The sequence below is a fragment of the Streptomyces sp. NPDC000594 genome, from assembly GCF_040299965.1.
In the GTDB taxonomy this organism is placed as follows: Bacteria; Actinomycetota; Actinomycetes; order Streptomycetales; family Streptomycetaceae; genus Streptomyces.
This window is the reverse complement of sequence record NZ_JBEPCY010000021.1, coordinates 55,331-78,785: the sequence shown is the minus strand read 5'-3', so window position 1 is coordinate 78,785 and position 23,455 is coordinate 55,331. Positions and strand designations below refer to the sequence as shown.

Annotated in this window: 18 protein-coding genes; 12 read left to right on the top strand and 6 right to left on the bottom strand. The window is 71.6% G+C overall.

Features of this window, described 5'->3' with window-relative positions; all coding sequences use genetic code 11:
- The first annotated feature begins 1 nt into the window (after window position 1).
- The 7 genes from ABT354_RS25545 (at window position 2) to ABT354_RS25515 (ending at window position 7,879) form a co-directional block, all read left to right on the top strand.
- The gene (locus tag ABT354_RS25545; protein WP_351497771.1) at window positions 2-862 is read left to right on the top strand and encodes an AraC family transcriptional regulator; all 861 of its coding nucleotides are present in this window, start codon (window positions 2-4) and stop codon (window positions 860-862) included.
- Window positions 863-981: 119 nt separating this feature from the next.
- Window positions 982-2,013, top strand: a complete 1,032-nt coding sequence (locus tag ABT354_RS25540) for an ABC transporter substrate-binding protein (protein ID WP_351497769.1) — start codon at window positions 982-984, stop codon at window positions 2,011-2,013.
- The gene (locus ABT354_RS25535) at window positions 2,010-2,897 is read left to right on the top strand and encodes a siderophore-interacting protein (protein ID WP_351497767.1); all 888 of its coding nucleotides are present in this window, start codon (window positions 2,010-2,012) and stop codon (window positions 2,895-2,897) included. The genes ABT354_RS25540 and ABT354_RS25535 overlap by 4 nt, the downstream gene beginning before the upstream one ends.
- Window positions 2,894-4,045, top strand: a complete 1,152-nt coding sequence (locus ABT354_RS25530; protein WP_351497765.1) for an iron chelate uptake ABC transporter family permease subunit — start codon at window positions 2,894-2,896, stop codon at window positions 4,043-4,045. Before ABT354_RS25535 ends, ABT354_RS25530 begins: the two co-directional genes overlap by 4 nt.
- Window positions 4,042-5,097, top strand: coding sequence for a FecCD family ABC transporter permease (locus tag ABT354_RS25525; RefSeq protein WP_351497763.1), 1,056 nt, complete (start codon window positions 4,042-4,044; stop codon window positions 5,095-5,097). Before ABT354_RS25530 ends, ABT354_RS25525 begins: the two co-directional genes overlap by 4 nt.
- 109 nt (window positions 5,098-5,206) lie before the next feature.
- Window positions 5,207-6,106, top strand: a complete 900-nt coding sequence (locus ABT354_RS25520) for an ABC transporter ATP-binding protein (RefSeq protein WP_351497823.1) — start codon at window positions 5,207-5,209, stop codon at window positions 6,104-6,106.
- A gap of 897 nt (window positions 6,107-7,003) precedes the next feature.
- Window positions 7,004-7,879: a hypothetical protein gene (locus ABT354_RS25515; protein WP_351497761.1), complete on the top strand. Its 876-nt coding sequence runs from the start codon at window positions 7,004-7,006 to the stop codon at window positions 7,877-7,879.
- A gap of 394 nt (window positions 7,880-8,273) precedes the next feature.
- On the opposite strand, the gene ABT354_RS25510 is transcribed toward ABT354_RS25515, so the two are convergent.
- From ABT354_RS25510 to ABT354_RS25500, 3 genes are all read right to left on the bottom strand, one after another.
- On the bottom strand, window positions 8,274-9,695 hold the full coding sequence (locus ABT354_RS25510) for a sulfatase family protein (RefSeq protein WP_351497759.1): 1,422 nt from the start codon (window positions 9,693-9,695) through the stop codon (window positions 8,274-8,276).
- A 176-nt stretch (window positions 9,696-9,871) separates the two neighbouring features.
- A complete protein-coding gene (locus ABT354_RS25505; RefSeq protein ID WP_332903363.1) occupies window positions 9,872-9,964 on the bottom strand; it encodes a putative leader peptide in 93 nt (30 codons plus the stop codon).
- 268 nt (window positions 9,965-10,232) lie between these two features.
- A complete protein-coding gene (locus tag ABT354_RS25500; RefSeq protein ID WP_351497757.1) occupies window positions 10,233-11,819 on the bottom strand; it encodes a hypothetical protein in 1,587 nt (528 codons plus the stop codon).
- A gap of 76 nt (window positions 11,820-11,895) precedes the next feature.
- Here ABT354_RS25500 and ABT354_RS25495 point away from each other — a divergent pair, with 76 nt between their 5' ends.
- The gene (locus tag ABT354_RS25495) at window positions 11,896-12,405 is read left to right on the top strand and encodes a hypothetical protein (protein WP_351497755.1); all 510 of its coding nucleotides are present in this window, start codon (window positions 11,896-11,898) and stop codon (window positions 12,403-12,405) included.
- A gap of 85 nt (window positions 12,406-12,490) precedes the next feature.
- Window positions 12,491-12,895: a hypothetical protein gene (locus ABT354_RS25490; protein ID WP_351497753.1), complete on the top strand. Its 405-nt coding sequence runs from the start codon at window positions 12,491-12,493 to the stop codon at window positions 12,893-12,895.
- 101 nt (window positions 12,896-12,996) lie between these two features.
- Here the strand turns inward: ABT354_RS25490 and ABT354_RS25485 are convergent, their stop codons facing one another.
- From ABT354_RS25485 to ABT354_RS25475, 3 genes are all read right to left on the bottom strand, one after another.
- Window positions 12,997-13,608: a hypothetical protein gene (locus tag ABT354_RS25485; protein ID WP_351497751.1), complete on the bottom strand. Its 612-nt coding sequence runs from the start codon at window positions 13,606-13,608 to the stop codon at window positions 12,997-12,999.
- 674 nt (window positions 13,609-14,282) lie between these two features.
- Window positions 14,283-17,645 (bottom strand): S8 family peptidase, encoded by a 3,363-nt coding sequence (locus tag ABT354_RS25480; RefSeq protein WP_351497749.1) that lies wholly within the window; start codon window positions 17,643-17,645, stop codon window positions 14,283-14,285.
- Between the two features lie 292 nt (window positions 17,646-17,937).
- Window positions 17,938-20,073, bottom strand: a complete 2,136-nt coding sequence (locus ABT354_RS25475; RefSeq protein ID WP_351497747.1) for an SMI1/KNR4 family protein — start codon at window positions 20,071-20,073, stop codon at window positions 17,938-17,940.
- Window positions 20,074-20,320: 247 nt separating this feature from the next.
- Between ABT354_RS25475 and ABT354_RS25470 the strand changes: the two genes are divergently transcribed.
- The 3 genes from ABT354_RS25470 (at window position 20,321) to ABT354_RS25460 (ending at window position 22,763) form a co-directional block, all read left to right on the top strand.
- The gene (locus ABT354_RS25470) at window positions 20,321-20,962 is read left to right on the top strand and encodes a GOLPH3/VPS74 family protein (protein WP_351497745.1); all 642 of its coding nucleotides are present in this window, start codon (window positions 20,321-20,323) and stop codon (window positions 20,960-20,962) included.
- Between the two features lie 172 nt (window positions 20,963-21,134).
- Complete coding sequence (locus tag ABT354_RS25465) at window positions 21,135-22,022, top strand: hypothetical protein (protein WP_351497743.1); 888 nt, start codon at window positions 21,135-21,137, stop codon at window positions 22,020-22,022.
- Between the two features lie 138 nt (window positions 22,023-22,160).
- Window positions 22,161-22,763, top strand: coding sequence for a 3'-5' exonuclease (locus ABT354_RS25460; RefSeq protein WP_351497741.1), 603 nt, complete (start codon window positions 22,161-22,163; stop codon window positions 22,761-22,763).
- The last annotated feature ends 692 nt before the right edge of the window (window positions 22,764-23,455 follow it).

Below are 23,455 nucleotides of genomic sequence, written 5' to 3'. Positions count from 1 at the left end.
GGTGCGCCTCTGGGGCGCGCCCACGCTGGAGCCCGACGAGTGGACCGCGTATGTGCCCGGCGGGGAACGGCAGGTCGAGGATCCCTGGCTGCTCACCACCAGCACCTTCACCGCGCGCGAGCCGATGGAGTGGGAGCGGATGTCCCACCCCGAGCCGGAGCTGCTCTGGTCGAGCACCGGCAATGTGACGGTCGAGGCGGCCGGGCATGTCTGGCTCGTCCCGCCCGCGCTGGGGATCTGGCTGCCCACGGGCATGCCCCACCGGGTCAAGGCGAGCGCGGGCGCGGTCACCTACGCCACCTATCTCAATCCCGGTCTCGTCCGGACCTCCTGGCACACCGTCACGGGCATTCCGATGAGCCGGCTGCTCCGCGAGATCCTGCTGCACAACCAGCGGGAGGCGATGCCGGAGGAGGAGCGGCTGCGGCTCCAGCAGGTCGGGGTGGACCTCATCAGACCGGTCCAGGCCACCTCGCTCGACATCCCGCTGCCCAAGACCCCGGAGCTGCGCTCGATCGCCGAGCGGATCATCGCCGATCCGGCGGACGACCGTACGACGGAGGAGTGGGCGAGGGAGCTGGGGCTGAGCGGCCGCACCCTGATGCGCTGGTTCCAGCGGGACACCGGCGTCAGCCTCACCCAGTGGCGCATCCTCGTCCGGGTCCGGTCCGCGCTGATCGACATCGCGGCCGGCAAGCCGGTGGTCTCGGTGTCGCGCCGACTCGGCTACGCCAATCCGAGCACCTTCATCGATCTCTTCCGCCAGGTCACGGGTCATACGCCCGCCGCGTACTTCCGCTCGGTGAGCGGGCTCGACGATCCGGCTCCGGCGGTGCCCCTGCCCCGGCCCACCGTGTCGTGAAACCGGAACAAGGTGTCGCCATACCCTGATGGGAACTGGGTTACCTTACTTAGGTAAGCCTGCCCTAAGCCCGAATTGGCGGTCTGTCGACCGCCTGTACGGGTTCCCGAAGGAGTCCGATGACACCCCGCACCACCCCCGCCTTCCGCCTCCCGCGCCGCAGAGCCCTCGCGGCGGCGGCCGTGGGCGTCGCCGCCGTGCTGACCCTCAGCTCCTGCTCGGCGGAGGCACAGAACTCCGGCAAGGACGCGGCCAAGGACTCCGGCGTGAAGACCCGCATGGTCACCGACATCGCCGGAAAGGTCGAGGTCCCGGCCGATCCCCAGCGGATCGTCTCCGTCGACTTCTACTCCCCGGCCGCCCTGGTCGACCTCGGGGTCAACCCGATCGGGGTCGTCGAGGGCTTCGACGACCCCGACCCCAATCTCCGCCCGAAGAAGTACCACGACGCCCTCAAGAAGGCGGCGACGGTCGGGACCTACTACGAGCTGAACGTCGAAGCCGTGGCGAAGCAGGACCCGGACATGATCTTCGCGGAGACCCGTTTCCTCCGGAAGGGCGAGCTGGAGCGGCTCCAGGGCATCGCCCCCGTCGTCCAGCTCGACGCCTCCGGCGTCGGCGCCTGGGAGGACCGTACGCTCATGATCGCCGCGGCCGTCGGCAAGGCCGACGAGGGCAAGCGGCAGCAGACGGTCTTCAGGAAGCGCGCGGACGAACTCAAGACCAAGTACGCGGACATCCTGACCAAGAACAAGATCGCCGTATTCGGCTACGGCCAGGACCAGTCCACCTGGGGCACCTACCCCGCCGGACACTTCTACGTCCCCTCCTGGGACGCCGTCGGCGCCCAGTTCCGTTCCTTCACCGAAGGGGAGCACAAGGGCGAGCCCGGCACGGTGAGCCAGTGGCTGTCGCTCGAACAGATCGGCAAGCTCTCCAACGCGGACATCCTGATCCACTCCTACGGGGCCAAGGACTTCGTGACCTCCCTCTCCAAGAACACGGTGTGGAAGAACCTTCCCGCGGTGAAGGACGGTCTCGTCTTCGAGAACATCCCCGCCGCCGTGGTCTCCTCCTTCGAATGGGGCACGGCGAGCCTGGACGCGCTCGACACCCTCCTCGCCCGGATCGACGCCAAGGCCGGCGCATGACCGACACCACCCCCTACGTCCTCGCGGAAGTCACCGGGGTGCGCGCGCTCTCCCCGGGGATGACCAGGGTCACCCTCCACAGCGAGAGACTCCGCTCCTACTCCTCGACCCGGATCGGCGACGAGTACGTCCGCGTCCACTTCCCCGAGCCGGGAGCCGAACCGGTCCTGCCCGAGATCGGCGAGGACGGCGGCTGGAAGTACCCCGAGGGCCGCTACCCCCATGTCGCGCCCTACACGATCCGCCGGTTCGACCCGGCGGCGGGCGAGGTGGACATCGACTTCGTCCTGCACGGTCACGGCCGCGCGGCGGGCTGGGCGCACGCGGCCCGGCCCGGCGACCGGATCGTCTTCGGCCCGCCCCGGCGGCTCTACGAACCGCCCGCCGGAGCGGCCCGCCAGATCTTCGTCACCGACGCCACCGGTCTGCCCGCCCTGGGCCGCCTCCTCGAACAGCTCGACCCCGGGACCGAGGCCACCGCCGTCGTCGAGATCGCGGACGCCTCCCACACCCTCGAACTCACCGGACCCTCCCGGCGGCTCGATGTGCGCTGGATCCCCGGCCGGGGGAACGGCGTCGGACCCAGCGCCATCACCGAGGCGCTGCGCGAACTCACCATCACCCCCGGCACCTATGTCTGGGTGGCCGGTGAATCGACCGAACTCCGCGTCGCCCGCCGCTACCTCCGCCATGAACTCCGGCTGCCCGCCGAGTGGTACCAGGTGATCGGCTACTGGACCTTCAAGCACGAGGAGTGGCTCCGGCGGTACGAGGCCCTGGACGAGGAGACCGTCGCCCGGCTGGAGAGCGTCTGGACCCGTACCGACGACGCGGAACTCGGTCGCGACCTCTACGAGAAGCAGCTGGAGCGTCTCGGGCTATGAGCACCACAGAGGCCGCCGGTCGCGCCGGGCGGTCCGGACCGGACCCGGCCCCGCCATCCGGCAAATCCGGCACGCCCGGCACGCCCGGCACGCCCGGCACGGGCGTCACGGGCGGCGAGGACGGCGGACGGCGCCGCCCGGGGCTGGTGAGCACCAACGCGGGACGGACCCTCGGACTCCTCGTCTCCCTCGCCGTCCTGGGCGCGTGCCTGGTACTGAGCCTCGCCTTCGGCGCCAAATCCATCCCCGTCGCCGACGTCTGGCAGGCGCTGACCGCCGACGACGGCTCCGAGGACGCCTTCATCGTGCGCGACCTGCGGGTGCCGCGCGCCTTCCTCGGACTGATCGTCGGGGCCGCCCTGGGCGTCTCCGGAGCCCTCATCCAGGCACTCACCCGCAATCCGCTGGCCGACCCCGGCATCCTCGGCGTCAACGCCGGCGCCGGATTCGCCGTCACCATTGGCGTCGCCTTCCTCGGACTCACCTCGATCGGCCAGTACCTCGGCATGTCCTTCGCGGGAGCCGTCGTCACCACTACCCTGGTGTACGTCCTCGGATCGGCCGGCCGGGGCGGCGCGACACCCGTCCAGCTGACCCTCGTCGGCGTGGCCCTCAGCGCGGTACTGGCCGGGATCTCCGCCGCCGTCGCCCTGCTGAGACCCGAGGTCCTCGACGCGATGCGCGGCTGGGCGGCGGGCTCGCTCGCCGCCCGCGACTGGGACGTCTTCCGGGCCGTGCTCCCCTTCATCGCGGCGGGCCTGGTCCTGGCCCTCCTCTCGGCCCGCTCCCTGAACGCCATCGCCCTCGGCGACGACCTCGCCCGGTCCCTGGGTGCGGGCATCGGCCGCACCCGGATCATGGTGGTCGTCGCCGTCACCCTGCTCGCCGGAGCGGCCACCGCCGCGGCCGGACCCATCGGCTTCGTCGGCCTGATGGTGCCCCATGTCGTCCGCTGGTTCGTCGGACCCGACCAGCGCTGGATCATCCCGTACACCATCGTCTGCGCGCCGATTCTGCTGATCGTCTCCGACACGGTCGGCCGCGTCGTCCTCACCCCCCAGGAACTCCAGGTCGGTATCGTGACCGCGTTCATCGGAGCCCCCGTGCTCATCCTGCTCGTACGCCGCAAGAAGGCGAGCGGACTGTGAGCGGCCCGGCCGTCGACTTCGGCAGAACCGTCCTCGTCTCCCGGGGCCCCCGCTGGTCGCTCCGCATCGACACGCGCACCGCCGTCGCCTGTACGGTCTTCGCCCTGCTCACGGCCGCGGCCGTGCTGATCTCCCTGGCGTACGGCACCTACGAGATTCCCCTCGGCGAGGTGATCAGCACCCTGACCGGCGGCGGGGAGCCCGGCGCAAGGAAGATCATCATCGAGTGGCGGCTTCCCCGGGCGCTGCTCGCCGTGCTCTTCGGCGCGGCCCTGGCCATCGCCGGGGCGATCTTCCAGTCCATCAGCCGGAACCCGCTCGGCTCACCCGACATCATCGGCTTCTCCTCCGGCTCCTACACCGGCGCGCTCGTCGTCATGCTGCTGAGCGGCGGCGGCTACTACCAGGTGGCCGCTGGCTCGCTGCTCGGCGGCATCGCCACCGCGTTCCTGGTCTTCGTCCTGGCCTACCGCCGGGGCGTGCAGGCCTTCCAGCTGATCATCGTCGGTATCGCGATCTCGGCCATGCTCGGTGCGTTCAACACCTGGCTGCTGCTGCGGACGGACATCGAGGAGGCCATGCTCGCCGCGGTCTGGGGCGGCGGCTCCCTCAACAGCCTGGGGTACGACCAGCTCTGGCCGGTCCTGGGCATCCTCGCCGTACTGGTCCCGCTGGCCCTGGCGATCGGCCCCGCGATGCGGCAGCTCGAACTCGGCGACGACGCGGCGGCCGCCCTCGGCACCCGTACCGACGCCGTACGGCTCGTCGCGGTCGTCCTGGGAGTCGCGCTCACCGCGCTGGTGACCGCCTCGGCCGGCCCCATCGCCTTCATCTCCCTCGTCGCACCGCAGATCGCCCGGCGCGTCACCCGCTCCTCGTCGGTCGCCCTGCTGCCGTCCGCCGTGCTCGGGGCCTTTCTGCTCGTCCTCGCCGATCTCACCGGCCAGCGTCTCTTCGCCCCGGTCCAACTGCCGGTCGGCATCGTGACCGTCTCGATCGGCGGACTGTACTTCGTCTGGCTGCTGGTGCGCGAAGCCCGCCGGGCCGGCTGACCCGACCGAACGCCCGAGGAACCCGGACATGACCAGAGCCCAGAACCGCCGTACCACCCAGAGCACGAAGGCCACCCCCATCACCAAGGCCACCGACACCACGAAGGCCATGCACACCAACGACATCCCCACCGCCCGGCTGCGGGCCGAGAACATCACCCTCGGCTACGACAGCCGCACCATCTCCCGGGACCTGTCCGTCCGGATCCCCGACGGATCGTTCACCGTCATCGTCGGCCCCAACGCCTGCGGCAAGTCCACCCTCCTCCGGGGTCTGGCCAAACTGCTCAAACCCACCACCGGCCAGGTCGTCCTGGACGGAAAGGCCATCACCTCGTACCGCTCCAAGGAAGTGGCCCGGGTACTCGGCCTGCTCCCGCAGACCTCGCTCGCCCCGGACGGGATCACCGTCGCCGACCTCATAGCCCGCGGCCGCCACCCCCACCAGCGGCTGATCAGACAGTGGTCGGCCCAGGACGAGGCCGCAGTGGTACGGGCCATGGCGGCGACCGACATCACCGCGCTCTCGGGCCGGCCGGTCGACGAACTCTCCGGCGGGCAGCGCCAGCGGGTGTGGGTGGCGATGGTCCTCGCCCAGGAGACCCCGCTGCTGCTGCTCGACGAGCCGACGACCTTCCTCGACATCGCCCACCAGATCGAACTGCTGGAGCTGTTCACCCGGCTCAACCGGGAGGGCCGCACCCTGGTCGCGGTCCTCCACGACCTCAACCAGGCCGCACGTTACGGAACCCATGTCATCGCCATGAAGGACGGGACCGTCGTCGCCGAGGGCGCGCCCTCGGACATCATCACCGGAGAACTCGTAGAAGAGGTCTTCGGACTCCCCTGCACCATCATCACGGACCCCGTGGCGGGCAGCCCGCTCGTCATCCCCCTGGGCAGCGCGGGCGCCGCCGACCGCACGGCGGCGACGGTGTCCACAGCGGCGAGGAGGCGGGGGAGGAGCTCGGAGAGGACGCCCATGGCCCCGAGTGGCCCCGGCCAGTGACACCAGCACCCGGGCGACCCGGTGCGGCATCCTGCGCAGGGTGCCCCCAGCGCCGCCTGCCGCCATCGGTCCTCACCTCGGTCACCCTCCTCGCCCCGGACCTCGGCCGTATCCTCACCCGGTACGACTCCCACGACTCCGACCGCGCCGTGTACAGGACGCCCGGGGCGTACACCCCGGGAACCCCGTTCGCCAGTGCCATCACCGTCACCCCGTCCGGACGGCTGCTCTGCCAGGTAGCCGAGTACGGGGTCTGGGGATACGGCAGCACCTCATCCTCAGCGTGCCCGTCCCCAACGACCTCACCACCCAGACGCTGTAACCGGCGTCCCCCACCCGGCCAGCCCTTCGGCCTGCCTGCCGTCCTCGGCCGGGACCGGAGGGCCGAGCGTTCCTGGCTGTCCTGCGCGACAGTGCCGGGCACGGCTGCGGATCCGGGGGCGTCGACGAGCGGGGTTGCCATGAACCGGCGGCGCAGGGCCAGTCCCGACGGGTACGGTGCAACTGCCAGGGCTCGGTGGCAAAGGGGGATCGTCTTGGTGCAGGTAAAGGAAAACGACATGATCACGTGACAACAGCCCAGGTCACGAAGTATCCGCCCCGCCCGCGCGGGGGTCGTTCCCGCACCGGCGCTCTCCGCGACGGAATGACGGGATCCGCCCCGCCCGCGCGGGGCCGTTCTCGCGTCGCCCCGCCACCCCCGTGGCGACGGCCCGTACCCGCCGCCACGGACCCTGCTACGGGCGGCTGCCTGCCGGGTGCGCAGCCCTGTCGGGGCGGGCGCTTCCACTCGCAGGTGATCTTTTGCGGGTGCCGGGTGAAGCCGGATGCCCCGGCCCCGGACCATGGAGGGCTCCGGGCGTCTGTGATGATCGTTCCGAGCTGAAGGAGGAGCCGGTGGACGACAGTCGGACGGGTGTGCCCGGGGCGGGGCGGCACGCCGCAGACAGCGGGGCCGCCCGATATCGGCGGGGAGATGTGCTGATGCTGGAGTGCCCGTTCGCCGAGGCCACCGTCGCGGAGGTGTCCCCTTCCTACGCCTCCGTCCGCTGGCCGTGGCGGGAGGTGGACCCACTGGCGGAAAGCTACCGGTGGAACGGGTGCATGGCGCTTCCGACGCCCGAGTCCGCCGAATGGGCGTGGCTGTACTTCCGGTCGGAGCCGGCGGCGGGGGCGCTGAACGCGGGTGACACCTGCCTGGTGGGTATCCCTCCGACCGTGGTCCACGTGGTGTCGGTCGATCACTACGATCCACCCCGGGTCACCGGCATGCTCCCCCGGACCGCCTCCTCCCTCGCGGTCCTCCCGCAGGGAGAGAGCCCCGATCCGGACTTCGACGAGCCGCTGTTCACCTTCGACCCGGCGGGCGGTGAGCCGATCAGCCTCCAGCTGCTCTTCCGGCCCTATGCCTTCCTCGACCCGGGCGACGAGGTCGTCGACCGCGATGGGCGGGTCTGGAGGTTCGACACGGCCTGGGACTGGCACCCGTTCGACGGCGGTCGGCCCGGTGCCCCGGCCTGGCCGCTCGCTCTGCTCTTCCGCGACGGCGATCCCACACCCGAGGAGGCCACGAGGGTGGCTGCCGCGACGGCGGCCGGCACCCATGCGGAGGAACGGGGCCGGTGGACCGAACTCACCCACGCGAAGCCGGCCGGCTTCCTGTCGGCAACAAGCCCACCGGCCACCATCGGTCGGCGGCGAACGGCCACCCGGCCAGGCGAGTGTGACCAGGCATCCGACCTTGCCCCTCCCCGCTGGGCTCAGCGCCCATGACCACTGTCTCCACCAGGTGATCAACCCTGGTTCGACGAGAGACCTGGAACCTGGACCACCGGGCCGCTGTGCGGCGGTGGCGAATCCGCGCGGTCGCCGAACGGACCGGGTCTCCCGCCGACGTGCAACGTGCGGCGTGCAGCGGGTGATTCACCTGGTCAGTGTGGGGTGCGCGGCGAACCTGGGAGCCGAGGACTCGGTCACGGACAGGATTTTGGTCCCGCTTGCCGCGTCGCGGCCCACCGGCGAGCCGGCCGCAGGAAAAGGCATCACCGCGGCGATCCTGAAGGCGCGCCTCCAGAACAAGCGGGTCGAGGCCATCGGCGAGCCGACCGCCAGGACGCCGAATGAGAGGAGACGCCCTGGGCACACGGAGATCCCTCGGATCCGGCCCTCATGAGGGGTAGGGCAGCAGTCCCCGGTCGATCCCCTCCCACGCGCTCCTCAGCTCCGTCAGCAGCTCCGGCCGTACGGAGGCCTTGTCGGCCTGCTCGCGGATGTCCTCCGAGAGCCGGTAGAGGCGGTCCCTGCCGTCCTTGCCCCGGTAGTACTTCCACTCGCCGCGCCGCAGCGCCCGCTCCCCCCGGACCCGCCAGAACAGATCGCGCTCGGGCGCCCCGGTGCCGTGGAGCAGATAGCCCGCGAGGCTGACACCGTCGAGCGGGTACGCCGGATGGGGCCGGGCCCCGCCGACCTCCAGGAGGGTCGCCGTCCAGTCGGGGGAGTACACCGGGACCCGGCTGACCTGCCCGCCGTCGATCCGCGCGGGCCAGCGCAGGATGGAGGGGACCCGGATGCCACCGTCCAGCAGCGAACCCTTGTTGCCGCTGAGCGGCCAGTTGTACGAGAAGCGTTCGCCGCCGTTGTCGCTGGCGAAGAAGACCAGGGTGTCCTCCTCCTGCCCGGACCGCTTCAGCGCCGCGAGCACCTTGCCGACCGAGCGGTCGAGGTCCTCGACCATCTGCCGGTACTTGGCGAGCGAGCCCCCGTCCTGGTGATACAGCGCCCGCCGGTCGCCCGCCTCGATACGGCGGACGATCTCGGCGCTGGTCTCCTCGTCGCCGTCGGCGATCCACGGCCAGTGCGGGGTGGTGAAGTTGAGGTTGAGGAGCCATGGGGTACGCCCGTGGTCGCGGCTGACGTACTCGACGGCCCGTTCGGTCAGGATGCGGGTGTAGTAGCGCAGGTCGCGGTATTCGGCGTCGCCTTCGTAGAGGTCGTACTCGCCCCGGGAGCTCAGCTTGGAGTAGTACTCCAGCGCCCCGCCGAAGTTCCCGAAGAACTCGTCCCAGCCGGAGCGGGTGGGGCTGTGGTCGGGCAGATAGCCGCAGTGCCACTTGCCGATGAGCGCGGTCCGGTACCCGGCGTCGCCCAGCAGCGAGGCGAGGGTGGGATGGGTGGGATCGAGCCCCACCGACCGGTCCGCGATCGGCTCGGCGAGCCCTCCCCTCGTACGGCCCGGATAGCGGCCGGTGTAGAGGCTGAACCGGGTGGGCGAGCAGGTCGCCGAGCCGCTGTACGCGTCGGTGAACCGTACGCCCTGCCGGGCGAGCCGGTCCAGATGGGGGGTGCGGATCTCCGGGGCGCCATAGGAGGAGAGATCGGCCCAGCCCAGGTCGTCGCCCAGGATGAACAGAACATTGGGGCGGCGGGCACCCCGGCCGGTCGCGCGGGCCGCGCGGAACGGGCGTTCGGCGGGAGGGGCGCCGCCGCTGTCGGCGGAGGCGTCGGCGGCGGACAGCCCGAGGGCCGCCACGGCCCCGGCGGCGGTACCGCCGAAGGCGCGCCGGGACAGGGAGGAGTCGAAGGAGGTCAAGGGGGTGCTCCAGGACAGGGGTGCGGGCGGGGCCCGCGCGGATGCGTGGCACCGCGCGGCGACGGGAACCCGGGAACCGGGGTTGCCGGGGTGCGGAGGAGCTGCGGTACGGGCAGCTGCGGTACGGACGCGGTCAACCCGAAGGCCGGCGAAGCCTCAGGTTGCGGCGGTGTGCGTCAGACGCGGCGACAGATGGCGCTCGCGACACGGACCAAGTCGACGTGGCGGCGCTCCACAAGACGGACCCGCAGGTCACCCAGTGGCTGCATGCCCCCAGACCCTTCCGGATGCCCCTCCTCCTGTCAACGCCCCGCCCACTCCTCGAACCTCCGTCGAGGCCCGCCCGACCACGAGCCTTCCGTCCCGGTCCCCTGGCGGGAAGCCGGCCGGGGCGTTCCGCCCGCCGGCCGAGGACGTTCTCACCCCGTCGGAGGGCCGGGCCTGAAGACGGCCCGGCCCTCAGCCCCGGCTCGCAGCGGGAGCGGCACCGGGGACAGCCCACCTCAGGTGGTGGAGACGGGCGGTGGTGCGGGTGGATCAGTGGAGCTTGCGCACCTCGGGGTCATTGATGCCGACCGCGTAGATGACGCGCAGGGACTTCGCCGGGTCCTTCTTGGCCCTCTGGTGGCAGACGTCGAACGGCTCTCTGGCGCTGGGCGTGAAGGTCGTTTCACAGACCTTCTCGGTCAGCCCCCAGATCTCGTCGACCTGTGCCCCGCCCCGCACGGGCCAGTAGCTGAGCGCCTGGGGGGTGCCGGCTGCCCAGTTGCCCTGCTGGAGATCGGTCGTCTCGGTCAGCCGCTCGATCTTGCAGCCGCGGGTGTAGGTGGGCCGGACATCCGCCGTCGAGGTCATGGCGAAGACGCTGGGGGTCGAGCCGCATCCCTTGTTCAGGGCGACGTTCATCAGCCCCTGGCCGTCGGTCCAGGTCATGGCGCCCTGAACACCGCTGTAGCGGTTGTTGCGGTAGGCGTCGTGGATCGCGGTCCTGCTGACCGTCTTCGTGGCCGTGCCGTCCTGCACCGTGATGTCTTCCATGCTCAACAGCCCCGGAGTGGTCGTGGAGCTCCAGGGGTTGAGCTTGTACCGCACGAGTCGCCCACCGGTCTTCGTGTGATATTCACCGGTGACGAGCTTGAAGTGGGCGTCGCCGCCCGTCTTGTCCAGCGAGAGCCAGTCGTAGCAGAGGATTCCGGGCTGGCGGTTTCCGCTCTCGTCGACCTTGCAGTTGCCCGGACGCTGGTACTGATGGGACTGCGGAATGACGTACGGGTAGCCGCAGGCGCTGCTCAGCTTCTTGGTCACGCCTCCCACCGTGGCGGTGCGCACACCGACGGTCTTGAGGTCCTTGCCGTATTCGTCGACCTTCGCCATCGAGTTGAGGTCGAAGACCCGGATGCCCTTGTCACGGTCCGTCACATAGATGTTGCTGCCGTACCAGACGACCCCTCCGCCGTGGCCCTGGACCGGGGCGAAGTCGGTCTCGGTCGCCGAGGTGCTCTTCGGCGCGACGAGAAGGACATGGCGGTAGTCCTGCGTCGTCTCGTCGATGAGGGTCAGCCGCAGTGTGTCGTGCGTGACGCACGCACCCTTCGAATCATCCGTGTTGTTGTAGTACCAGGCGACCGCGAGGGCGGAGCGGCCCTCGATGGTTCCCTTGCCGCCGTTCGCCGTGCCCGTGTGGCTCATGCCCTGCGGGTTCCACTGCGTGGAGACGTCATCGCCGTGGCCCTTGCCCCAGCAGTAGGCCTCCTTCACCGTATGAAGGGGGGGCAGGGCCTGCACCTCCAGATCGGCGCAGGGGCGCATCTTCCGGAGCGTCAGCCAGGGGTCGGGGTTGTTCGCGGAGTCCTTGTCGATCTTCTCCGTGAAGACCCGGTTCAGATTGGCCTGGTTCTTCAGCGTCGTCGCCACCAGATTGTCGGTGGCGGCCCGGTAACTGACGCTCTGCATCCGGAAGTCCTCGTCGGCGAACCCCTGGGGGGTGAACGCCGGAGTCGCCGCCGGGGCCGGCACCTCGGTCACGGGCACGGCCCCCGTCGCCGGCTGCGCCGCCAGCAGGGCCGCCGCACAGGCGAGGGTCATGGACGCCGCGAGTGTCCGCAAGCTTCTTGCTGCTCGCATCTACTCCTCCTCTTATTGTTATATACAAGTAAGTGCGTGCACATGACATCACAGGAGTCGCCTATCACGCTGGTCGGTGACCTGCGCGTATGCCCTGGATGAGCCGGACGACCCTTGTCCACAGCGCAGCGGCCGGCTCTCCTTCGCCCGCGAACGCGGGGACACTAATCTGGCTGGCGTCGCCCGCTATGTACTGGTTCCGATCGGCAACGCCATTGCCTGGGCCGTGGAGCGGCTGCTGCGGCCACCGCTCGTGTTCCTGATCCGCTACCTCGTGATCAAGCCCGGCGCACTGCTGTACCGCTATGTGCTGGCCCCGGTCGGGCGCTATGTGCTGGCGCCGATCGTGTACGCACTGATCGGGGCGCTGTTGTTCGCGGGGAGCGTGTCGACCGTGGTGTTCGACTTCCTGATCGTGCGCCCGCTCTCGTGGCTGTGGCGCGCCGTGCTCGTCCCGATCCGGAATCACGTACTCGCGCCGATCGGCCGGGCGATCCGGGCGACCCTTCGGCCCATCGGAAACGCCACCCGAGAGATCCTCCGGGCCTTCCGCATCGGGGGGCGCGCCGTTCCACCGGGACGGTGAGGACCCCCTGCGCGCGGTACGGGACGGGATCAGCGCCTACCGCGTCGAGGGGACGGCGAAGGTCCACCCGCACATGATCCGGCCCGTGGCCGACGATGAGGCCGGGATCGACAACGGGCCCTCCTCGACGTCGTCCTGGCCGCAGCTCCCGGGCACCGTGCCGATGGCCGCCGTCAGCACCGTTCCCCATGCGACGATCGACCGCATGGAAACCCACCAGCCGCCGGACGGATGGACGCTCCAACGGATTCGGGACGTCTCCGGGGACATCCGGGCCGAGGTGCTCAGCCCGGATCGAAGGGTCGTGCACTGCGACGCCGCTGACGACGTCCTGCACCCCACGCTTGTCCTCGGGTTCGGTGAACTCTGCATCGTGAGGGTCCCCGATGGCGACGACTGGTACTGGTACATGGGCAGCCTGAACGACGACGGCGGCGTCGTCTGCTGGAGCGTCTACGACGATCTGTACGAGGCGCTGCGTGGTCTGTAGTCCCCGCGGCGGAGCCGTACCTGGTCCGTGCGGGGGTGCGCGATCGGGCCCACGGGATACCGCACATCCGCTCAAGCGGCCTGCGGCACCCGGGGCGGGGGCTACCAGGTGATGAGGAGGAGCGCGCCGCCTCCGGCACGGCCGTCGTGTCCCGCCGCGCCGGAGGAGCCGTCGGTGGAGGAGAGGGTCAGGTCGCGCCCGCCGGTGCCGCCGCTGCCGCCGGTGCCGCCCGCGCCGCCGTCGCCGCCGGCTCCGGTGCCCGTCGGCGGGGTGAAGGACGTGCCGTCGGGCAGGGGGACGGAGTTCAGGGGCAACTGGCCGCCCGTGCCGCCGTAGCCTCCCCCGCCGCCCGCCCCGGCGAGCGGGTTGTTGCCGGACGTCTCCCGTCCCGTCTTGCCCGTCCCGCCGGCCGTCCCGCCCGCGGACGGCACATTCCCGGTGCACAGGATGTCCGGGACGTTGTCGGTCCCGGCTCCGCCGGGGGCGGGCTCGGTGCTCCCGGCCCCGCCGGCCGCGGACCCCGACCCGCCCTGACCGCTGCCGCCCGCCTCGCCCGCGGTCCGGGGCCTGAAACCGCCCTGGGCCGACACCACGCGCCGCGTGATGACGCCGCTCGCGCTGGTCTGCTCGACCCGGATGGTCGTCCCGAAGCGGCTCGTGTCGCCCTCGGTGCCGTCTCCGCCCGCGCTGCCGTCCTGACCGATCGTTCCCACGCCCCGCGCACCCCCCGATCCGCCCTCGCCAGGGGTTCCGCCGGTGCTGGCGGGCGTGAACTCGATCGTCAACGGGCGCCCCACCAGCGGCAGGGAGACCACGGGGACGGTGCACCTCTGGTACCGGCCGCTCGCCCCGCCGCCTCCGCCGCCCCCGCCTCCACCGCCGCCTCCACCCGCGCCGGGTGTGGACCTGGTCAGGTTCACGTCGGCGGCCTCTCCTCCGCCGCCCCCGCCGCCGCCCCCGCCGCCCGCACCTCCGGCACCGCCGCTCCACAGATGGATGGTCAGGACGTTCACCACGGCGGGAATCTCCCACTCGGCCGACCCGGTGAAGACTTGGTGGCGAGGTTCCGCCGCCCGCCCCCGGGCCGCCCCGTCGGCCTGCGCGGCCGGGACACCCGCCACCGACACCGCACACACCGCCACACCCGCCAGCAGGCACCTTCCGCGCGAACCCATCAACCGGCCTCATCTCTTCCAGGAACGGACAGGACAGGAGGAACGCGGCCAGAACCTTCCCCCGCCCAGGCCGGGCATAACCACGCATACTCCAACAGCCGCACCCGCGACCGTGCCCCCGACGGCAGGCAGGGCCCCACCGCCGGAGCGGTGGGGCCCTGCCTGCCGTACCCCTCAGCGCGTGGGGCGCGGTATCGCGTACACCGGCACGGTCACTTGCCGAAGTAGGCGTCGTACACGGTCACGCTCGCCTTGCCGCCCTTGGTGTCGGTGGCCTCGCCGCGCAGGGCGAGCGACTTCCCCCGGGCGGGGTTCTTCAGGGTGACCTTGCCCTGGGTCACCGTCAGCTTCTTCCAGGTCTTGCCGTTGTCGTACGAGACCGAGACCGCCAGGGACTTCAGCGCCTTGCCCGCCGCCGGGCCCTGCACCGTGACCGGGAAGGTGACCGTACGGCCCGCCGGGACCGTACCGTCCAGCGCCACCTGGGCACCGAACCGTACCGCCGAGAGCGGGGTCCGGGCCTCGTCGTTCCCGGCCGGGCGGGTGCTGCGGAAGGTCCACGACGCGTCCACGCGGGTGGAGACGCGGGAGACGGACGGGCTCCGCTTCACCGAGGTGGCCAGGGTGTACTCGGCGGCCTCCGGGTAGACGGGGAAGCCGGTCTCGCCGGCCAGCGGCTCGCCGCTTCTCTTGATCAGGGTGGTGCCGTGGTGGAGCGTGGTGTTCGCCGAGGTGTACGTGGATGTGCCGCTGTTGTCACCGCTGTCGGAGAAGAGCGGCACATCGAACCGGATGCGGTTCTCGCGGCGCAGGACGCCGCTGCCCGGGTGCGTCATCGGCGAGTGGACGGCGCGGCCGACGGTCACCTGGTGGGTTTTGCCGGGCGCGTACTCCCGTACCCCGGAGGTGTACTCGGCGTCGTCCCCCGCTCCGGCGCCCTTGGCGGTCTGGGTCGCGGAGACGGCCCAGCGGTTGCTCTTCGCGCCCGTGGCCACCTGGTGGGTCCGGGTGCCGGGCAGGGCGAAGGTGTGGTCGGAGTGGAGGAGGGAGCCGTCCAGCCCGCTCACCACGGTGGAGGACGACTGCTTGCCCTTGACGGAGGCCCCCACGCTCACCGAGAGCTTCGCGAAGTCGGCGGCCTTGAACTTCTTGTCCACACCGGTGGCGAGCTGCTTGACCGGACCGCCGAAGGCGGCGTTGTACTGGGTCGCACCCCGCTCCCACTGGCCGTGGAAGGTCTCCCTCAACGTGACGCCGGTGGGCTGGGCCGGGCCCAGCTGCGCGGTCCGGAGGTCACCGGTGAAGTCGGTGTTGTTCTCGACGGTCCGGTCGCCCTTCTTGATGGCGTACGTCATCCTGCCGCCGCTCTGCGGGGCCCGGGTGTCGGGGATCCTGATCGAGACGGGCTTGGTGCGGCGGGCGTCGAGGGTGACGGTGGTGTTCTTCGTCAGCGCCAGCCGGGGGTGGATCAGGCTGTCCTGGGTCGGATCGGCTTCGGAGTAGCGGCTGGCCGTCACGGCGTAGTCGCCCTTGGGCAGCCGGAACGTCGCGGAGGTCCGGCCCTCCCCGTCCACCAGGGCCTCGCGGGCCGGGCCGGAGAGCGGGTGGACAGAGGCGCCGAAGTCCTTGCTGGGCTTGCCGTCGCGGCCGGTGTACTTGAGGGTCAGGGTGTACGACTCGACCTCGCGCTCCACGGCGGCGGTGGTACGGACGGTCTGCCCGCCGCCGGTCGCGACGACGGCGGCGGAGAAGGTCCCGTTGTGGGTGCCGCCGATCCGGGTGTCGGCGGTCAGGGGGACGGCGGCGGTGCCGCCGGCGGGCACGGTGACCTGCCCGGCGCCGAGGGTGAAGAGCCCCGCCGGGGCGGGCCTGCCCTGCGCGTCGGCGGCCTTGACGGCCAGGTCGAGGGTGATGTCCTGCTTGCCGAGGTTGCGGTAGGTGATCCGCTGGGTGACGGGCTTGTCGTCGGTGTGCGGGAACGGGTGGGAACCGAAGGAGAGGCCCGTGCGGTCGGCGACGACGCTCTGCTCCAGGGCGCGGTCGGCGGCGACCTCCCCGGCGCCCTGCGCGAACACATGATGGCCGCCGTCCTTCGCGGACGCGGTGAGCGCGGCCTTGATCCGCCCGCCCGACCACGACGGGTACCGCTGCTTCAGCAGCGCCGCCGCCCCGGCCACATGCGGTGTGGCCATCGAGGTACCGGACATGGCGACATAGCCGGCCGGCCGCTCGGCGTACCGCTGGGCGGCCGCGCTGCCGGGCGCCAACGCGGCGGTGGTGTCGACGCCGGGTGCGGTGATGTCCGGCTTCATACCGTGGTCACCCGGGCGCGGACCACGGCTGGAGAAGTAGGCCATCCGGCCGGCGTCGTCCACCGCGCCGACGGCGAGGGCCGCGTCCGCGGTGCTCGGGGAGCCGATGGGGCCGTTGATCGAACCATGGTTGCCGGCGGCGACGGCGAAGAGGACGCCCTTCTCCTTCGACAACCTGTTGACAGTGGCCTCCAGCGGGTCGATACCGGGCCGATCCGGGCTGCCGAGGCTCATATTGATGATCTGTGCGCCCTGGGCCACCGCCCAGTCCATACCGGCGATGATGCCGGAGTCCTCGCCGCCGGCGGAGTCGCCGAGCACCTTGGCATTCAGGATTTTGGCCCCGGGGGCGACACCCTTGTGCTTCCCGCCCGAGCGCGCTCCGGAGCCCGCCGCCGTCGAGGCGACATGGGTGCCGTGGCCGTTCCGGTCCCTGGCGTCGGGGGAGTCGCTGAAGTTGCGCTCCCCGACGACCCGGCCCTTCAGGTCGGGGTGGTTCTTGTCCACGCCGGTGTCGAGGACCGCGATGGTGACACCCGTGCCGTCGTATCCGGCCTCCCACGCCTTCGGCGCGCCGATCCGGGCCACGGATGTGTCGAGCTGCGCGGTGCGGACCGCGTCCAGCCAGACCTTGGCGACACCGGGGACGGTACGGGTGGTCCGCGCCCCCTCGGCGGCGGACCGGGTCAGGGTGTCCCAGAGCCCGCCCGCGTCCCGCTCGGGGATCGTGACCGCGTCGGCGTTGAGGGAGGGCAGGGTGCGGCGGACCTCGGCGTCGCCGCGGACCCCCTTGCGGGCGGCGGGTCCGTCGCCGCCCTCGTACGCGACGATGACCTTCAGGCCCTTGCGGTAGGCCCGGCGGCTCTCCGGCGTGCTCAGTCCGGTGACATCGAAGAGCCGTCGGTCCAGGGTGCCCCGGGCGATCAGCCGCTCGGCGTCGGCCGGGACGACGAAGGTGCGCCCGCTGTCGGTGAAGGACCGGACGGGTATCCTCTCGCGGCCCTGGGCCCGGTCGACGGAGACCGCCCTGCCCCGGGCGTCGACGCCGATACGGTCACCCGTGATCAGGGTGACCCACCGCAGCCCGGTGCCGGTGCCGCCCCGCGCGGCGTCGGGGACAGTGGCGGCTGCCGGGCCGCCGACGCCGGGTCCGGTGGTGTCCGCGAACGTGGTCGTGCTGGTCAGTCCGGCGACGAGAGCCGCCGCCACCAGCGCCGTGGTGACGGTCACGGCCCCCCGGCCCGGACGTCCGATGGTGAACAAGCTGACTCCCCCATGCTCAGCGGGTTCGGACGGCGCAACGCCGGAAGTGGCCCCGCTCCCCACCCCCGGCGGGAAAGAGCGATCACCGCGGAGTCGCGTTGCAGCAGAGTCTAAGAATGGCTCAAAGACGCCCATCAAGTGCCCGTTGATCCCATGTACTTTCTCCCGCTTTCTCCCGTCGAACCCTGCTGAACAGGGAGAGTTTCCGCCATCTTGGTCGTTTCACGCATCGAACCCGACATCCGCAGGGAAAGATTTCAGACAGCGGAATCAGGCGCCGGGACAGGCATGTTCATGTGCGCTCTCCGGGGTCCGGCCGGTGGAAAGTGACGGCGATCGTCATATACGACTCGTCGGGGCCCGGCGGACGGATCCACGAACGGGTGACGAAGCTGTGCAGCGGACCTTCCCGCAGGGCGGCGCGCGGCAGGGTCAGCCCCAGGGCCCGCTCCAGGGCCCCCAGCGCGCTCCGTGTCCCCGGCAGTCCCCGGGGCGGGGTGTTCGGGTCGTCCGCTTCCGTCCAGGGATCCTCCGCACCCCGCCACTGCCCGGTCGTCGCCGGGAATCCGTCGAGCGCCAGCCACGGCGGTATCTCCCCGGTCCAGTGCGGCTTGACGCCCCCGGCCGTCACGGAGAACGCGCACACCTCCTCGCCGCCGACCCCGACGGAGAGATGGAAACGCGTCCTGGTCCGGTCGAAGGTGTCGACGCTGTGCCAGACGACCACCGCCCTGGTCCCCTCCGACGCGGCGGCGGCCGGGGAGACGAAACGTCCCTCGTCGAAGTCCTTCGGGGCGCCGTCGAAGGCGAAGCTCCACCCGGGGGCCGCCTGCCCGATCCGGGCCAGCGCGCGGTCGTCGTACGACGTACTGCCGAGCGCCAGGCCCAGCCGGTAGTCCGCGTCCCACCCGCTCAGGGGCGGATACAACCCGTCCGGCCCGGGTGTCACGTCCCGCTGCGGCCGGCCGCCGGGCCCGGGGCCGCCCCCGCCGGGGTCCTTCAGACGGGCCGGCAGGCCCGCCGGATCGGGGTCCGCGACGAACACGGCCCGATAGCCCCCGCGGAACCGGTCCGGCACCTCGTCCTCCAGCCAGGACAGACCCACCGGATCGTCCCCCGGGGCGGTACCGGGCAGCTTCCGCCCGGGCCGCGCGAACTCGCCCCGGGGCAGGGCCAGCAGCAGCCGCCCCCGCTCCGGGGTGATCATCGGACCCAGTACCGGATCCGCGAGCAGTCCCAGCGGTGCCAGATGGTCCGGCCCCAGCGGCCGCCAGTGGGGGAGCGCGGCCCACAGCAGCCGCCACGCCTCGTTCCACCGGCCCCAGCGGGCCAACGCGCGTGCCGCATCGGCCGCCTCCCCGAGCGGCCCGTCGGCCGTGAAGCGGTACGTCCCCTCCCGCGCCGCCCGCAGGGCGTCCTCCGCCGTCGCCCGGGTCGCAGGTGTCGGACAGCGGGCGAGCAGCGGCCACGACCTGTCACTGTCGCTGCCGCTGTGGCTGTGGTGCCGGTCGGCGACGGAGAAGCCCACGGCGGCCACCGGCAGCAGATCAGGGGCGTACACCGGGTCGACCGCGAGGGCGTCGACCGAGAACGCCGGGGCATGCGCCGAGAGCAGACAGTCCAGCTGCCCCCGCAGCAGCCCGGCCCTCGGCCTCCCGTACCTCTCGGCTTCTCGCAGCAGGGACAGGGCCTCCTCGTACTCCCCGCCCAGCGCCGCCCGCCGGGCCCGCTCCACCCTGGCGTCCTGTGCCCGCGTCGTGTCGTTGGCGAACGGCGGTCCTTCACCCTGAGCGGCCTTGTGGACGGCCGAGCGGTGGAAAGACCGGTAACGCTCCAGCATGTAGTGGCGGAAGGACGGAAAGCGCTCGGGCGGTGCGGCCCGCCAGGACGCCCACTCGTACACCGCCCACTCGCCGTCCGCGTCCCGGTCCAGCGGATCGATCAGGACCATCGTCGCGTCCGTCTCCGCGTCCAGATGGAACGCCCGGTGCCACATCCCGGCCTCCAGCAGCTCCTGCGGCGACGCGTTCTCGTCCAGGTGATCCCCGAAGATCTCGGCGAGGCCCTGGGCGTTCCCGTGCGGATGGATGCCCCGGGTGCCGGCCAGCCGGTAGACGGGGTGGTCCGCCGGCTCCCAGCCGTCGCTGATCCGCAGGAACGCGTCGAGCGACGGCGGCAGCCGATGCCCGATCCGCTCCTCCAGCGCGGCGATGTCCGCGTCCGACGCCCCCGGACAGCCGAGCCACCGGGCCGCTATCAGCTTCCGGTCCGACTCGTCCGACGCGCCAAAATCATCAGACATGTCCGGCTCGTCGGGGTCATCCGGCTCATCGGGGTCCTGGGCGTCCGCCCACTCCCCGCTCCAGCGGGTGAGGAACTCTCGCCAGTCGAATGGGGTTTCGGCCGCCGTCTCAGCCATCGAGGTCATACGGCGATGGTGGCACCCGCCACTGACAACAGGCCCCGCCGCCCCGCCCGCCGGATCCTCGCGGCGGGGTCCATCCGGCCCCGGGCGAGGTTCCGACGTCACCCGTACTCCCGCCGCCCGGTGACGGGACTTCGGCCCCGGGGGAGGGGACGATACTGATCGTGGCAGTCGCTCCACCGCCGGGCAGGCCCCGTGCGGGCCGGGCGGCGAGGACGTACCTGTGCCGATGTCGTTGAGGGGAGCCGTCATGACCACGGCGAAAGACCTGTTCATCATCGCCATGGACCCGGGAGCCGGACAGCCGGTGGGACAGGGTGACCTGTCGCTCGCACTCGCGGGCGCCGAGCTGATCGATCTCATCGCCGCGGGGGCCGTCGCCGTGGACAACGACCGCATCGTGCCCCAGGGGTCACCGGCGCCGGACGACCGGCTCGTCACCGAGGCCGCGTCCGGACTCACCCGGCAGGCGCCCTACGAGACGATCGAGGACTGGCTGTGGCGCCGGGGCCGGGATCTGTCAGCCGCGTACCAGGCCGCCCTGGAGGAGGACGGCGAGCTGATCCGCAGGCGGAGCGGCGCCTCGCCCTTCGGCGCGCGACGGGTGGAACCGGCCGATACGCCCGCGCGCCGCCGGGCGGTCTCCCGCTGGGAGGAGAAGGAACCCGTCCTGGGCGCCCTCGCCGCGGCCGTCGGTATCGGCGACGCCGAACCCTCCGACGCCGAACCCTCCGGCGACGAGCCCGGCCTCGCCGATGAGCCCGGCCTCGCCGACGAGGCCGCGACAGCCGTGGTGGCCGCTGTCCACGACGCGGTGATGGAGCTGGAGGCCGTACGCCAGCGGCGGTCCATCGAGAGCGCGGCCTTCGCCAACCTCTGGCGCGGCGTGTGAGCCCGCTCCCCGGGGAGCGGCCGGACCGTGGCCTCACGAGCGGGAGGAGCGGAAGGCGGCCCGTCCGGCTGTGAGGCGCGCCCGGAGTTCTCGCAGGGCGCCTGGTCCGTCGAGGGGCTGTCCGGCGACAGGCCGGGTGGCCCCCTCCCGACCCCGGCCTATCATCGGCCCCATGGCTTCAGACAGCCCTCCGTCGAGGGCCCCGGTGACCGTCCTCACCCGTGGCGGGACCACCGCGCGCTTCGACGGTGAACATCTCACCGTGGCACGGGACCGCTCGACCTGGACCGTGCCGGTCCGGGCACTGGACTCCGCCGACCTGTCGTCCGACGGCACGATACGCGTGACGATCTCCGGCCCCACCGATGCCGCGACCCACGGCCTGGGACCTCTCATCACCCTGCGCGGCCCCAACCGGTCCGCCGTCGAGGCCTTCTTCGGCCCGCTCGGCTCCGCCGTCGCCCGGACCCCGTCCGCCCCCGACGGCCATGCCCTGATCCACCACCACGTCCGGCCACGGACGGCCCGCACCCCGATGGGCCCCGCCTGGCGCCGAGGGCTCACCATCACGGGGCTGATCCTGCTCCACCACCTCCTCCTCACCGCGATCGGGCTGCTCACGCTGGACAATCCCGGACTGGCCGTCTTCGCCGTGATCCTGTTCGGTACACCGGGCCTCCTGGGCGGCCTCGTCCTCTGGCGGGCCGGACGGCGGTTCAGGTCGCTGTGGCTGCTGCGCACGCGAGGGATCAGCGTGGTCGGCACCTGTACCGGCCATGTGTTCATGTCCAAGGATCCGCACCGGTGGGTGTTCTCCACCATGGACTTCACCACCGTCGACGGTCGGCGCATGACCCACGTCCCGTCCGTCGTGTCCATCCGGAGGCTCTCGAACAACCCCCTCGGGCCGGTCGACTTGAGCTACGACCCCGAGCACCCGAGCCGTGCGAGCCGTCCCCTCACCACCGGTTTCGTCATCCGCACCCTGATCCTCGCCGCCCCCGGCGCGGCGCTCTCCTCCGGGTACGTGCTCCTGCTCCTCGCGTTCCTGACATCCTGAACCCACCTCCCTGTCAGGGGTGGGCCCACCGGGGCGCTCCACCCGTGCGGGCGTGGGGCGTTCTGTGCTGGCCGCGTCGGCACAGACACACGGAAATTGGGGTGCCGCAGCCGGGCGGGCATCCCTACCCTCGGCCCCATGCGCCACGAATCCGCCCTGCTGAACGTCATCGATGTGGAGGCCACCTGCTGGGACGGGCAGCCGCCGCCCGGCTCGGTGAACGAGATCATCGAGATCGGTCTCACCGTCGTGGATGTGTCGGCGGGGCGCCGGGTGTCCCGGCACCGTGTCCTGGTCCGCCCTGTCCGGTCGCGGGTGAGCGCCTTCTGCACCGAACTGACCGGACTGACGCAGGCCGAGGTGGAACGGGGCGTCTCCTTCGCCGAGGCCTGCCGGATCCTCGTCGAGGAGTACGGGGCCGGGGAGCGTCCCTGGGCGAGCTGGGGCGAGTACGACCGCCGGCAATTCGCCCGGCAGAGCCGGGCCGACGGGGTGGCCTACCCGTTCGGCTATCCGACCGAGCGCACCCACACCAACGCCAAGGCCGTCTTCGCCACGGCCTACGGGCTGCGCGGGAAACCCGGCATGGCCCACGCCCTACGGATGGCCGGACTGCCTCTCGACGGCCGCCATCACCGCGGCGAGGACGACGCGTGGAACATCGCCGCACTCGTCCTCGACCTGCTGGGCCGCGGGGCATGGCCGGTCATGGCCACGGATGTCCAGTCTCGCGACCGGTAGTCGAGGCACGCTCCGAGAGGGATGTGTCCGTTCCGAGAGCGTGGGCATCGTGCTCGGCCGGTACTCCCGTCCGCGCCATCCCGACTCCGTCGCCGCGCGCGCGTATGTGGTCGGGTTTTCGATTCGGTGACGCCATCTCCTTTCGTAACGGAAAACGCCGAAGGGAAGTTCCGTTTCAGCGGTGCGCATGCGGTGGCGCATGCGGTGGCGTACGCGGTGGATCGAGCGGCGAGGGGTGGCGAAGGGTGGCGCTTTACGGAAATCGCGGGGAGCTTCACCGGTCGCGCTTTATGAATGACAACGGACGGAACTCGGCCGGTGCGCTCTGCTGCCTGTGCACAGGGTGTAACAGCCATGCCCATGCGTCGCAGAGCCGTGGCGGGGATCGACTCGATCGCCGAGTGCGGTGACGCGGGCCACCGTCCGCACTGTCTGCCGACCGGAGAGGAGATTCGTGCATGCGGGAGCCCTGCTTGCGCGACAGGACGCGATGATTCAGAGCATTGTGCGTGAGGTGGGGCCCGAGTACCTCGCGGGGGTCCTGGCGCTGGCCACCGGGGCTGCTGCCAGCGCCGTACTACGGGCATGGCGGCGGCGTCGGCCCGTCCCCCCTGACCTGCCGGCATCTTCGCGGGCCAATGACCACCACTGAGAATCCACTCATTCCTTCCGAGGTGATGTCCGTGTCCTTG